Below are 13,972 nucleotides of genomic sequence, written 5' to 3' on the forward strand. Positions count from 1 at the left end.
TATTAAAACTTCTTCTATTATTCATAAGCTTAGCATGACTTTTCACCTTTTGGAAGTGAACTTTAAAAACCAATAGTGAGGTCTCGTTAACGCTTTATTTATGGATAAAAAGTAAAATCGCTGAAGTTCACAATTAACAAGCTTTACAATGATGCATAAAAACATGATCAGCCTTCCATTTCCAGCAATCTGTGGACTCGCTCAGCAACACAGCGCAAAGCACTTTTTAACATGCAAAAGGACTGCCTTAATGTGCACCGCAAAGTTAGATGTATCATCTAACTTTTGGGTGCAGTTCATACATGCAGTCCGTTAATTCTTTTCGATAAATTCAGCTGGAACGAAAAATTCAATATGCTGCTGTAGATTTGCAAATTCTCCTGGAAGCAGTCCCCCGTACTCACCGTCAATATTTAATTGCATTTTCTCATCTGTCGTCACTTTAACATGCTTCGCCTTATCATAGATGACGTGGCGATCCTCTAAATGTGCTCCGCGTAGTGCTAGTGTCGCAATTCGGATAAATTCTGCCAAATTTGTTTTGCGTAAGATGATTAAATCAAAGTAACCGTCCTGCATATCCGCTTCCGGAGCGAGTTTTTCAAAACCACCAACTGAATTAGTATTGGAGATGAGAAAGAGCATAATATCTTCATCAATGACATTGCCGTCATATTCGATTTTAGCTCTTGTCGGTTTTAAAGAAGGTAACATCTCAATCCCCTTCATATAATAAGCTAACTGTCCAAGCATCGTCTTTAGCTTGCTTGGCACTTCATATGTCAGTTCAGTAAGTTTACCTCCACCAGCAATGTTCATGAAATAGTGCTCATTCACTTTTCCAATATCTAAACACATCGATTTCCCTTCCGTAATTACATCAACTGCTTTTTGAATATCACGTGGAATATGTAGGGCTCTGGCAAAATCGTTCGTCGTCCCCACTGGTATAATACCAAGCTTTGGCCGTCTCTCCTGCTCAGCTATCCCATTAATAACTTCATTAATTGTTCCATCTCCACCAGCAGCAATCACAAGGTCATGACCTCTTTCAACAGCCAATTTTGCAGCTTGGATCGCGTCTCCCTCACAAGTCGTTGCATGAGCAGATGTTTCATAACCAGCTACTTCAAGCTTCTCTAATACAGCTGGCAATTCTTTTTTAAAAGCTTCTCTACCAGACGTAGGATTATAAATAATACGCGCTTTATTCATTGCTTTCCCTCCGCATTGCATCAGGTATGCAGGACCATAATTATTAAAAATTGCAAACATAGAATGATATTTAAAAAGTATGTAACTAAATAGACCGAACCTGATTCGTATGCTTATCATAAAAACCTAAAAAACATGATGTACCTGCAGTCTATTCTTTATCATAGCCCTTTTCTATGATTTTGAAAAGAGGACACACAAGGAAGATTTTATGAACCATCACCTATATATGTCAAAATTAACTGAATGGATTTGAATACAGCCGCTTCTGATAAAGGGAATCTTCCATATATTGGGGGGATTCATCCCCCACGGATTGTTAGTACCGTAATGGTATCACCTAAAGTCCCCTTACGAAATAGGGCATTTAGGTGCTGTTATCTTCCATTTAGACTTGTTATTAGTAAAGATTATCCAACTCCTGAATTTGGAGTCTTACTGCACCTTATATAGGGATAAAATAGCCAGCAGAAAATAGCTGATCGATCTATCGTTAAAACTTGTCGTTGTCGTTTCCCACGTTTTAAACACTTACAACGATTATCAATCACCTAATACGCCTACAGCAACTTAGTGAATCGGCACTTTCCAATATGGAAAAGAAATTCCTCTACCCACAATGAAACCCCTGCATTAGTTAATTGCATCAACCCGAGCTTCAAAAGTTTTTACTGTTAAACTCTAACGAAAACAGAGATTTACATGCTGTATGTTCCGTAGACTTCCAATCCAACTATCATGATTCATAACCGAGCCTTACAGATCAAATCCTGGACTATTTGAAAGCGATCATAATAGCCCAGGTGATCTATTATCGTTTGTTTATTTCTTCTAATAAAATTTTGTTAACCATTGGTGGATTTGCTTGTCCTTTAGTAGCTTTCATCACTTGACCGACTAAGAAACCAACTGCTTTATTTTTACCATTTTTATAATCGATAATTGATTGTTCATTTTCATCAAGCACTTTAGAAATAATTTCTTTCAATTGACCTTCGTCAGAAATTTGAACAAGACCTTTTTCTTTTACAATCTTCTCCGGATCGCCACCATTTTCCACTAACTCTGCGAACACTTTCTTAGCGATCTTGGAAGAAATGGTTCCATCATCAATGAGCTGAATCATTTTGGCAAGCGCTTCTGGCGTAATAGCTAATTCATCCAGCTCTTTATAATGCTTGTTCATATAAGCCGAAATTTCACCCATAAGCCAATTAGAAACTTGCTTCATATCAGCCCCGTGAGCGATAGCTTCTTCAAAGAAATCAGCCATCTGTTTGGAATTGGTAATCACGGTAGCATCATATTCAGGCAACTCAAGCTCTTCCATATATCGTTTTTTACGTGCATCAGGCAGCTCTGGAATTTCTTTACGAATGCGCTCCTTCCAAGCCTCATCAATATACAATGGAACTAGGTCAGGCTCAGGGAAATAACGGTAATCATCCGAACCTTCCTTAACACGCATGAGGATCGTTTCCTTGGTTTTTTCATCGTAACGACGTGTTTCTTGCAGGATTTTTCCTCCTGAAAGCAATTCTTTCTCTTGACGTTTTTCTTCAAATTCTAATCCTTTTTGCACAAAGCTAAAGGAGTTCAAATTCTTTAGCTCCGTTTTTGTTCCGAATTCTTCTTGGCCAATTGGACGTAAAGAAATATTCGCATCACAGCGTAAAGACCCTTCCTGCATTTTCACATCGGACACACCAGTATATTGAATAATGTTTTTGAGTTTTTCTAGATACGCATAAGCTTCTTCTGGCGAACGCATATCTGGTTCGGAAACAATTTCAATTAATGGTGTGCCTTGACGATTAAAATCAACCAACGAATAACCATCATCACCATGTGTTAGTTTACCCGCATCTTCTTCCAGATGAAGTCGTGTAATGCCGATCCGTTTTTTCTTTCCATGCACTTCAATTTCAATCCAACCATTCTCGCCAATTGGTTGATCAAATTGTGAAATTTGATAAGCCTTTGGATTGTCCGGATAGAAGTAATTTTTGCGATCAAATTTCGTATGAGTCGCAATATCACAATTTAAAGCCATTGCTGCTTTCATTGCAAAATTAACCGCTTCTTCGTTCAATACAGGCAAAACACCTGGATATCCCAAATCGATTGGATTCACGTTTGTGTTTGGAGCTGTCCCAAACTCATTAGTACTAGGACTAAAGATTTTCGACTTTGTTTTTAATTCAACGTGTACCTCTAAGCCAATGATTGTTTCAAAATTCATTACTTGGCACCTCCTAGCTGAGGGCGTTGTTTATGATGATCCGTCGCTTGCTCATACGCATGTGCAGCGCGGTATACAGTAGCCTCATCAAAATGCTTTCCAATAATTTGCAGACCGATTGGCAATCCTGCCCCAGAAAACCCACACGGAACGGAAATACCTGGTACGCCAGCTAAATTTACCGGGATGGTTAAAATATCATTTGCATACATCGTTAGTGGGTCGTCCACTTTTTCCCCGACTTTAAATGCTGGAGTTGGCGTAGTTGGTCCGATTACCACATCATAATCTTGGAAAATCTGATCAAAATCCTGCTTTATTAATGTACGCACTTTTTGTGCCTTTTTATAGTACGCATCGTAGTATCCAGAGCTAAGGGCAAACGTCCCTAACATAATCCGACGCTTCACTTCTTCACCAAATCCTTCGCTGCGTGACTTTTTGAACATGTCGATCATATTTTCTGCATTCTCAGAGCGAACTCCATAACGAACCCCGTCAAAGCGAGCAAGGTTGGCTGAAGCTTCCGATGAAGATAGCAGGTAGTATGTTGCAACAGCATATTTAGAGTGCGGCAGGGAAACCTCTTCCCACGTAGCTCCTAAAGATTCATATACCTTTAATGCTTGCATAACTGTCTCTTTAACCTCTGGAGTTACACCTTCACTAAGGTATTCCTTTGGCACAGCAATTTTTAATCCCTTCACATCGTTCGTTAAAGCTTTCGTGTACGCAGGGACTTCTACATCTGCACTCGTTGAATCCATCACATCATGTCCAGAAATCACTTCAAGTACACGTGCATTATCTTCTACCGTACGGGTAATTGGACCAATTTGATCCAAAGAGGACGCAAAGGCTACTAAACCAAACCGAGATACCCGTCCGTATGTAGGTTTTAATCCTACAACGCCGCAAAATGCTGCTGGCTGACGAATAGAACCGCCTGTATCTGACCCTAATGCAAATAGCACTTCACCTGCTGCTACAGCAGCTGCTGAGCCACCACTAGACCCACCAGGAACATAATCGGTGTTCCAAGGGTTACGAGTTGGTTCATAGCTTGAGTTTTCATTGGATGACCCCATTGCAAATTCATCCATATTCAATTTACCAATGGTAACAGCTTTTTGTTGATTTAGTTTATCAACAACCGTTGCGTTATATAAAGGGTCATGGAAATTATCTAGAAACTGACTGGCACATGTAGTACGCAGTGATTTCGTTACAATATTATCTTTAATCCCACTAGGAATGCCAAATAAAGCTGCTGTTTTATCTGATTCCTTATCCAGTTCTTTTGCTTTTGTTCTTGCTTTTTCTTCATCTAATGTAAGAAATGCATGAACTCGGTCATCCACTTCATGGATACGCTCATAGGAAGCATTTACTAGCTCTTCCACGGTAATTTCACCTTTATGTAATTTCTCTTCTAATTGCTTGATGGTGTAATCAAATAACGACATTCTTTTCCCTCCCTACTCCAAAATTGATGGCACACGAAAATGACCATCTTGATGATCTGGAGCATTTTTCAGTGCTTCTTCTTGTGTAATCCATTGCTTCGGCTCATCTTTACGCATCACATTTTTTATATCAAGTACATGCGTCGTCGGTTCTACATTCGTTGTATCCAATTCATTTAACTGCTCTGCATAAGCAATGATCGAACTTAAATGCTCTGTAAACATTTCTGCTTCCTCTTCTGTCACATGCAAGCGAGCCAAATGAGCAACATGTTTTACTTGATCTTTCGAAATTTTTTCCACTTCTTTCCCTCCAAACTACATACTTTTATATGGTACACACCAGAATTGCATTCATAACATGAATTATTCATGAGTAGTACTTTCATTTATCCTTTACTGATGTTGTATAAAGCGAACTCTTCAATCAGTGAGGCGTTTTTCCCCGCTATTGTTAGTACCGTAACGGTATGACCTAAAGGCCGCTTATGAAATAGGACATTTTGGGCTGTTATCCACTTAGACTTGCTCAGGAAACTCTCTGCACCTCTTAGAGCGGGAGCCTTACAGCACTTATATGCAGGATATACCGCACAGCGCCATTTAACTTGCAATTAATTCCTCCCTATCTGTCCTAGTAACATGAAAGGGTTGGCGTTATTGCCAGTTACATACAGAATAAACAATTGGTTTATCTTTTGTATCAAATTTGTTTTCTTTGAAATAGTTTTTTCTTTTAAACGTCCTGCTACCTCTTAAAGCAAAATAAACGTTGTGGTAACACTATTGATAATAGCAGAATGTCCTATAACTAAGCAACTAAAGTAGAGAAGTAAACCGAATTAATGAACAGTTTCCTCTTCCATCATGCAAAAACTTGGAAAACGAAAATTTTAAGGAATGCATTCTCATTCCTTACATATATTTAGGAAAGCCTACTATTGGCTAGTTGTGTCAGGATAGAACCTAACTAATTTGTAATTTGTTTACTTAGACGAATAAAGAACATTACTTCTCTTTCATCTACTGATCATAATTGCTTTATTCAAATTCACGAAAATAAAACCGTAGCGTGCATAGAAAATCACTCTTCCTTCTTACCAAACTTGAAGAGATTTGGCACTGTGAAAAATTTAGAAACGCAAAGAAGGTGAAGCAGTTAACTCCACCAGAAAAATGGTAAGCGCTGTTTTTCTAGTTTCAATATATAATAAATTTTCTATTTCCCCTTTTCATTATATTTCTTTTTAAAGCAGTCTTGGAATGTTGGACTTATATAAAAACTATAATGATCAAGCCGAGGCTTTTCACTTGATTCTTAAGTTATTTAAATAAATTTGATTAATAAACACCGACTAATTTAAGAAATATTTATTGTCTTTCCATCTGGTATTTCACCGTCAATAATCCATTTCTCAACCAATTGATTAAAAAAATCAGGATGCACTAGAGGTATTCCATGACTAACGTTAGGTATTATTACCCCTAAACAGTTTGAATTATTTAAAATTATATCTTTTGCTATTTTTTCATTACTGCTTTTTCTCTTTCACCAACGGTAACCAAAATCTTTCCCTTTGCCTTATTAAAATCTTCAGGTAATTCAAACGACATATTTTCTTCTAATATTCGTACAAGCGTATCCGACTTCATTAAGGAACTTTCTTTATAATAGGTTTCGAAGTGTTCCATATCGATATATAGTGTTTTTGCTTGAAGTTTTGAAAATGATTTGTTTTTAATCAATGGAAACGTCAATTTAATTGTAGGTCTAATTAGTTTTTTTACAAATGAATTTGGTCTAACTAACGCACTATTAATAACTGCATAATGAATTAAATTCGGTTTTATACTCAGCATTTGAATAGCTACTTGCGCCCCTAAAGAGAATCCAATAACGATTACTTTTTTATCATTTGCTATTTTCTCTATTATCTCTATCGCTCTTTCTGCACTATATTTAATTGAAAATTTAGCTGTATGATTACTTTTCCCTTGTTCTGGTAAATCTATTGCAACACAATGATACTGACTGAAGTATTGCATTTGTTTTTCCCACATCCAGCTACTTACCCCGCCACCATGTATAAAAAACATCATTGAACCGTCCTTATTTCCAGTTTCTCTATAATACAAAGTCAAATCATCCACTCCAATAACACAACAGAATTGTACTATTATTTCCTCCAATTTATTTTCTCTTAATTATTTGCATTCGATTGATCGCTTTCATCAGCAATAGTTATTATTTTTTCTAATATATCCTTTAATTGCTTTAAATCCTTTGAAGATAAATTTCCATAAATGTCCTTATTAATTTGAAGTTTCAGAGCAGCTAAATCTCTGAAATACTGATGGGCTTTATCAGCAAGGTTCAAGATGATTTCACGTCGGTCTTGCGGATTAAAATTTCGTTCGATATATCCTCTGTCTTCTAATTTATTTAGTATTTGACTTACTGCACTTGTAGAAACATTTAATTTATCAGCTATATCTTTCGTTGAAGTAAACCCTTGCTTTATCAACTCTAACAGTAATACTTGCTTAGCTGTTAGCTGATTATCTAGCTTATCCTCAAATTTTTTTGCTACTAAGATATTAAAGTTATTTTGTAAAATATTTATTTGGTGGATATATTCATCTTTCATTTCATGCACCTCATTTTACTAAGCTCTATTAATTATAAAGCAACCTTAACTATATTACAAATGAAGTTTTAAATTTTCTAATTGCTTAATTTTGCCTATTAATTCTCGAATTTCATATGTTTTTATAGAGATTCCACACTATTCGATTTAGTATTATATCAACATTGAAATTGGTTTTGAACACTGTAATCCGAATACCCACCTTTTTCAATAAATTTTTTCGTTATTAGTTCTTTCAATGTTTTAAACTACCTCTCGTAAAATAAGAAATTATCCTCTTATAATAATACTTTTTCATTTAAATTTCCCCTTTTTTAAAAAAGAGCAAAGGTAATCTTAAAACACTATGAAGCAAAGTTAAACGTGAAGTAGTACATATCTGGATGCAAAACAATAATTTAAAGAATATATCGTTGGAAAACTTCATACAGAAGGAACTGAAAATGAATTTCATAATGACTATAAAAACTATATTAAGATTCCAGCAATAGCTGGAGACACGAAGATCCCCTAATAGAAATGATGTTGCTCCATTTAGTTGTATGAGGAGGTTCTTGTTGTAAATTTGATAGTCGGCGCTCTGAACATTGGGACAAACATGCGATATTTATCATAATGCTGGTGAGAGAAAACCTATTAATAATTTCGACTATGGTTGCAGAACGCACGACACTGAAATCAGGTGAAAAAGTTCTGAAAGATGTACCCGCATAAAAATTTACCGGAATGTACGGGCATCTTCCGACGAATTCGAGAAATAAGCAACTGCGACAAATCCGAAACCAACTAAAAAGGAAAATATTGACCACATGTATTACTATATGAATGATTCTTCTCTAAAGACGTCTTGCTGTTTCATCATAATCTGCAATTAGCTCCTCATTAGGCTTACCAAGTAAACTAACGATAATCGTTGTGCATAAATTAAAGAAAAAACCAGGAACAATTTCATATAAGTCAAAAATCCCGCCCAACAGTACCGGACCCCAAATAATAACTGCCACTGCACCAACTACAATACCTGCAAGTGCGCCATTCCGTGTAACCCGCCTCCAAAATAAAGCTAACAAAATAATGGGACCAAATGCTGCACCAAATCCAGCCCATGCATAGCCAACTAAATCCAACACGGAACTGTCTGGATTTAGGGCAATTAGAAGTGCAATCAAGGCAATAATGACAGTTGCCAGCCTGCCTACCCATACCAGTTCCTTATCTGTTGCTTGTTTACGAAATATAGCTCTATATAAATCCTCTGCTACCGCTGAGGAGGATACAAGTAACTGCGAGTCTATCGTACTCATAATTGCCGATAAAATGGCAGCTAATAATACCCCTGCTACAACCGGGTGAAAGAGAATTTGTGAAAAGGCAATAAAAATTTTCTCCGAATCTGCCAGTACTTGTAACCCATTCTGATTTACAACTTGAATGCCAAATTCAGATAGGATCGAAACCTCTTGGGTACTAATAAATGCCAGCCCAACAAACCCCGTAAAAATCGCCCCGTACAATCCTAAAACCATCCATGTAGTTCCAATAAACCTTGCTTTTGGAACATCTTTATGCGAACGTAAAGCCATAAAACGGACCAAGATATGAGGCTGACCAAAATACCCTAATCCCCATGCAAGTGAAGAAATAATTGCCATCATCCCAACACCCTCAACCATATTCAGGTGAGTAGGATTAATTTCTCCAACTGCTTGAACAGCTGCGTCCCATCCGCCCATTTGCGTTAATGCCACAACTGGTACTACAAGTAACGCAAGAAACATCAGTAAGCCCTGGACAAAATCTGTCCAAGCAACAGCTAAAAAGCCTCCTAATAGCGTATAAGAAATAACAATAATACCACCAATCCAAAGGGCGACTTCATAAGAAAGCCCAAATGACGCCTCAAATAGCTTTGCTCCGGCTACCATGCCAGAAGATGTATAAAAGGTAAAGAATAATAAGATAACTAATGCTGCAATCACACGTAGAATATGTGATGTATCCTTAAACCGATTTGCCAAGAAGTCTGGAATGGTAATCGAGTTATTACTTACTTCCGTATATACACGCAATCTTTTGGCAACAAATTGCCAATTTAAATAGGCGCCAATTGCAAGCCCGATTCCCATCCACGCTTCCGACAGGCCTGAAGCATAAATTGCACCGGGTAATCCTAATAATAGCCAGCCGCTCATATCCGAAGCTCCAGCACTAAGCGCAGCTACGCCTGGACCTAACCCTCTGCCTCCTAAAACATAATCGGATAAATTATTCGTTCGATAATACATAATAATACCAATCGTCAACATTCCTACTAAGTAAACGATAAAGGTGACCAGTGTAGGTGTAGTCATTGTTTATTTCCTCCTCTCTGTAAATAAAGTAATGCATGATAAAATAAGCACAATAGGCATTGGGACAAAAAGCCAAAACCACGTTGCCCCTTGAATGGTGTATTCCATATAGCTCTCCTCCTCCCTAGGTGTATTTCACTTTATGCAATATTATTTTATAATAGAATATTACAACAATAACGTATTATTTTTAAAGCGTAAACATTTTTAAAATACTTTCAGAAGAAGTACTAATAATTTGTAAATGAAATAGTTATGCTAAAATCCATTCGAAGTGCCTATGAATAACTTGAAGAAAATGGAAAGGCATCATTAATTTTAATGGGTAAATTCACTTTAAGGGGTCAGTCAAAAGGAGACTGTAGAGGTCTACAGAAATTCATACTTTAAAACAAAAAAAGCCCCAGAACGGGTTCCACGCCGCACTGGGAAAAATTCTATCATAAATAGGGTAAAAAAGTTAAAACAGATTGAAAAGAATGTATTTGCTTAATTGAAGTGTGACACTTAGTTGATGACCACCAGCACATCTGCTAGTGCATAATTAACAAAGAATAGTCTTGCCGTATATGTTTTTTCTCCTCACCCCCTTTAAAATGCAACAAAATTCTTGTAGCGTCCTATTTTAATAAAACTACTATTTTCTAATCCAAATCCTTTAAAGATAAAAAATGGAATTAAAACTGACTACTTTCACTTGCAGTTTCTGGATGACCTCTTCCAGCGCTATCTGAAAACTGCTGCTCAGTAAAGAGAAATCCCCCAATCAGAAATGCTCCACATAATACGGATAGTATCATTTTTTTCACTTTATCCCTCCTCATTTTAATTTACATGTTCACAAACTCCTCGTAGCTTCTGCTTGCTAACTTATAATATTGAACAGATTCTTTATACTTTCCCCATTGTTCTAAATGATTTGCCAACATTTTAGCATAGAACGCTAATTCACCATATTCGCCTGCGTGCTTAAGGTAAGGTATAAAGTCATCTGTTAATAACGCTTTAAACTTATCAAACTCTTCATTTAACAAATAAGCATGTACCTGGATGCTATACTTGCAAAATTGGTAGTAGAATTTGTGTACGTTATTTGCATCTTGTCTAAGCAATTCTTTCGCCTTTTCCAGGTATTTACTTAAACTTTCGTAATCTCCAACAACATAAAATTCTTGAATTAAGTAGGTTATTGCTTCAACCTTTAATTTGTATTCCGATTCTTGATTTTCTTCAAAAGCTAACAAATAATTCTTAATTGCTTCATTTGAATTATCCATTTGCGAATATAAATGCCCTAGATTTTGATATGCTAAGGTAATGACACTTTCAGTATCACTTAATATCCCCAAATGTTTGGCTAATTGAAAGTTTTTAATCGCTTTATCGTACATTTTAAACCTCTGGTAAGAGATTCCAAATAAAATATGGCATTGACCACAGCGTACAAAATTGTACTCACGTTGAAACACTTCCATTGCTTCCTTCGTATACTCAAGACATTCTAATTGCTCCCATAATTGGCTATGCGTGACAGCTAAAGCATACTTTAAATCGGCAACCTCCGTCTCATCCAAACTAGCAGTCGGTATTTTTTCTTGTGCCAACTTAAATAATTCCATTGCTTTAGCATGCTCATCCAAATAAGAATAATAATGGCTCTATACTAAATGTGGTGGTACTCCTTATTGTGCCAATGCACAGAAAGATGCAAAAAAATACACTCACTCCCCTCTCTTTTGATAACCTTGAGTTGCAGACACAAAAGGTAAAGGAGAGGGAAAGAGTGCAATATCATCTTATCATAGATTTATTGGGGATAAAAGATAAACAAGTAGAAGTATGGGATATAAAAGAAGAACCCGCGACATGGTTGGTAGAGCTTTATACGAAAGTTAAAAAGCAAACATGTCCATCCTGTAAAGCGAAAACAAAGCGAGTGCACAGCTACCGAAAACAGTTGATTCAAGGGTCAAATCTATCCCATACATCCGTGAAAATTTCTCTGCGAAAAAGAAGATATCTATGTACCCATTGCCACCATACCTTTTATGAACATTTACAAATGGTGGATCGGTATCAAAGGTGCACCAATTCATTACAAATGAGCGCACGAACTTACTCGGCAATCGGTTCATTTACGGATGCAGCCCGTTTATCTGGTATGACAACGAATCGATTAATCCGTTTGTTTGATCGTCATCCCCTGCAAACAAAGAAGGTTCTACCACGTGCTATAGCTATTGATGAGTTTAAAGGAGATGCAGGAGGAGAGAGGTTTCAAACAGTCATTGCAGATGTGGAGAACAAAGAAATCATCGATATTTTACCGGACAGAAAAGTAGATACCATAAAAGAGTATTTACAATCCCGTGATACGAGTAAAGTCCAAATCGTCGTTATGGATTTGTCAAAATCCTTTAAACAAGCTGTACAAAAAGCATTAGGCAATCCATTGATTATTGCCGATCGATTTCACTATATGAGGCAAGTATATTGGGCACTGGATGAAGTACGCCGAGAAGTTCAGAGGGATTTGGATAAAAAGCCACGTATCCAGATGAAACGTAGTAAAAAACTGTTATGGAAATCGGTATATAAACTGGATGAAGAAGAGTCAGAAAAGGTACAAAAGCTTCTTGATATTGATCCCAGATTACAAAAAGCCTATGCACTTAAGAATAAGTTAGATCAATGGTTTAAGGAAAGCGATAAGGATACAGCTAAAGCTGGATTAGAAGCATGTATGCAGACATTAAAAGAATCAGGTATGGATTCATTTCAACGTGTTTATCATACGTTTCAGCGATGGAAGACAGAAATCCTCCAATCATTTATGTATCCTTTTAACAATGGATATATAGAAGGGATAAACAACAAGATAAAGGTGTTAAAACGTAAGTCCTATGGCATTAAAAATTTTTCAAGATTAAAGAATAAAATACTATGGCAACAAGAGGTTAACAAATTAATTTAACACTAACTAAAAAGAGATGGTGGAGAGTAATTTCCACCACCACATTTGACAAAGAACCATAATAATTCCCCTTGAACTTGTACCAATAATATTCGTGTTTTACATTAAATGAATCAACGAGTTCCCGTAATTCGTTTATTTTTGCCAGTGCTTGATTCATTTCACTTAAAACAGTATAGTAACGTATTTTATGAATTTCAAACATGATAAAGTTCTCATTGATGCTCTGGTCCATAAGTGATTGTAATTCTTCATACCTTGCTTTCATTTCATGTTTATCACAATGATCAAAGAGCATCTCATACCACTGTTGGCATTTTTCCTCGATATGGGAATTCGTTTCCTCTGCAAATTCAATCCCTAATCGTTTACAAAGTAATTGAATGATTTCTGGGCTAGCCTTCGTCTTTTTATTTTCGATTTTGGATAAATAAGACAATGAAACGATACCTTCCGACAATTCCCCTTGTGTCATTTGCCGCTTCGTTCGTTGCAATTTGATAAACGGTCCTATATCTATCAAATCCCCCCACCCACTATCCTTAATAATTAGGTTTACTTTGTATAGTGTCATTATAACATAAATTCAGATAATTCATATTGGGAAAAATTTGATTATTAATCTAATTTTCAACGCAAAGCTCCTCAAAAAACTTTCCTACTTTCTTAATTAAGGAAAATCACTGAATAAATTGGCTGAAACTGCAAAAGTACCTGTATTTCGAAGCATTACTTTTTGAATAAAAATTAAAATATTGTCGGTCGATAGTTTAATTTCAAACTAAATCACTTAGGAAATAAGACATAACTAATAAATAAATTCAACACTTTATTTTCTTTTTTTTCCTACATTTTCAAATCGTTTTGTCGTTCATCATAACTTTAGCAAAACTTGGCTTGTAGCCAAGTCTTATGGCGGAAGCCTGTGTTTTTCTTATACTATAAACCAAAAAAATCTTATACTTCCCTATAGTGGAACAAAGGCACGGGGCGCCCGTTTAGCAACGTAGCGAATGGAACGAATCAACTAAAGATAAAGTGAACCTTCAATCATCGGGGTTTTCCTCCATCCCCGC

At 36.4% G+C, this 13,972-nt stretch carries 10 protein-coding genes and 1 pseudogene; 1 reads left to right on the forward strand and 10 read right to left on the reverse strand.

Annotation, left to right across the window (positions count from 1 at the left end; genetic code table 11):
- Positions 1-312 precede the first annotated feature (312 nt).
- From KBP50_RS17415 to KBP50_RS17450, 9 genes and pseudogenes are all read right to left on the reverse strand, one after another.
- Positions 313-1,215, reverse strand: a complete 903-nt coding sequence (locus tag KBP50_RS17415; protein ID WP_050351686.1) for a diacylglycerol kinase — start codon at positions 1,213-1,215, stop codon at positions 313-315.
- An 811-nt stretch (positions 1,216-2,026) separates the two neighbouring features.
- A complete protein-coding gene (gene gatB / locus KBP50_RS17420) occupies positions 2,027-3,457 on the reverse strand; it encodes an Asp-tRNA(Asn)/Glu-tRNA(Gln) amidotransferase subunit GatB (protein WP_050351687.1) in 1,431 nt (476 codons plus the stop codon).
- The gene (gene gatA / locus KBP50_RS17425; RefSeq protein ID WP_050351688.1) at positions 3,457-4,923 is read right to left on the reverse strand and encodes an Asp-tRNA(Asn)/Glu-tRNA(Gln) amidotransferase subunit GatA; all 1,467 of its coding nucleotides are present in this window, start codon (positions 4,921-4,923) and stop codon (positions 3,457-3,459) included. The genes gatB and gatA overlap by 1 nt, the downstream gene beginning before the upstream one ends.
- 12 nt (positions 4,924-4,935) lie before the next feature.
- Positions 4,936-5,226 (reverse strand): Asp-tRNA(Asn)/Glu-tRNA(Gln) amidotransferase subunit GatC, encoded by a 291-nt coding sequence (gene gatC, locus KBP50_RS17430; RefSeq protein ID WP_050351689.1) that lies wholly within the window; start codon positions 5,224-5,226, stop codon positions 4,936-4,938.
- 1,057 nt (positions 5,227-6,283) lie between these two features.
- Positions 6,284-7,065: pseudogene (locus tag KBP50_RS17435) on the reverse strand (alpha/beta fold hydrolase).
- Positions 7,066-7,124: 59 nt separating this feature from the next.
- Positions 7,125-7,571: a MarR family winged helix-turn-helix transcriptional regulator gene (locus KBP50_RS17440; protein WP_050351691.1), complete on the reverse strand. Its 447-nt coding sequence runs from the start codon at positions 7,569-7,571 to the stop codon at positions 7,125-7,127.
- Between the two features lie 836 nt (positions 7,572-8,407).
- Positions 8,408-9,922 (reverse strand): sodium/proline symporter PutP, encoded by a 1,515-nt coding sequence (putP, locus tag KBP50_RS17445; RefSeq protein ID WP_050351692.1) that lies wholly within the window; start codon positions 9,920-9,922, stop codon positions 8,408-8,410.
- Positions 9,923-10,599: 677 nt separating this feature from the next.
- A complete protein-coding gene (locus KBP50_RS22540; protein ID WP_269082669.1) occupies positions 10,600-10,731 on the reverse strand; it encodes a hypothetical protein in 132 nt (43 codons plus the stop codon).
- 21 nt (positions 10,732-10,752) lie between these two features.
- A complete protein-coding gene (locus KBP50_RS17450; RefSeq protein ID WP_210967599.1) occupies positions 10,753-11,541 on the reverse strand; it encodes a tetratricopeptide repeat protein in 789 nt (262 codons plus the stop codon).
- A 164-nt stretch (positions 11,542-11,705) separates the two neighbouring features.
- Here KBP50_RS17450 and KBP50_RS17455 point away from each other — a divergent pair, with 164 nt between their 5' ends.
- A complete protein-coding gene (locus KBP50_RS17455) occupies positions 11,706-12,896 on the forward strand; it encodes an ISL3 family transposase (RefSeq protein ID WP_050349589.1) in 1,191 nt (396 codons plus the stop codon).
- Here KBP50_RS17455 and KBP50_RS17460 read toward each other — a convergent pair.
- Positions 12,880-13,419, reverse strand: coding sequence for a helix-turn-helix domain-containing protein (locus KBP50_RS17460; RefSeq protein WP_210967600.1), 540 nt, complete (start codon positions 13,417-13,419; stop codon positions 12,880-12,882). The two genes, KBP50_RS17455 and KBP50_RS17460, sit on opposite strands and share 17 nt — an antisense overlap.
- Positions 13,420-13,972: the final 553 nt, after the last annotated feature.

The sequence above is a fragment of the Virgibacillus pantothenticus genome (assembly GCF_018075365.1).
Classification (GTDB): Bacteria; Bacillota; Bacilli; order Bacillales; family Amphibacillaceae; genus Virgibacillus; species Virgibacillus pantothenticus.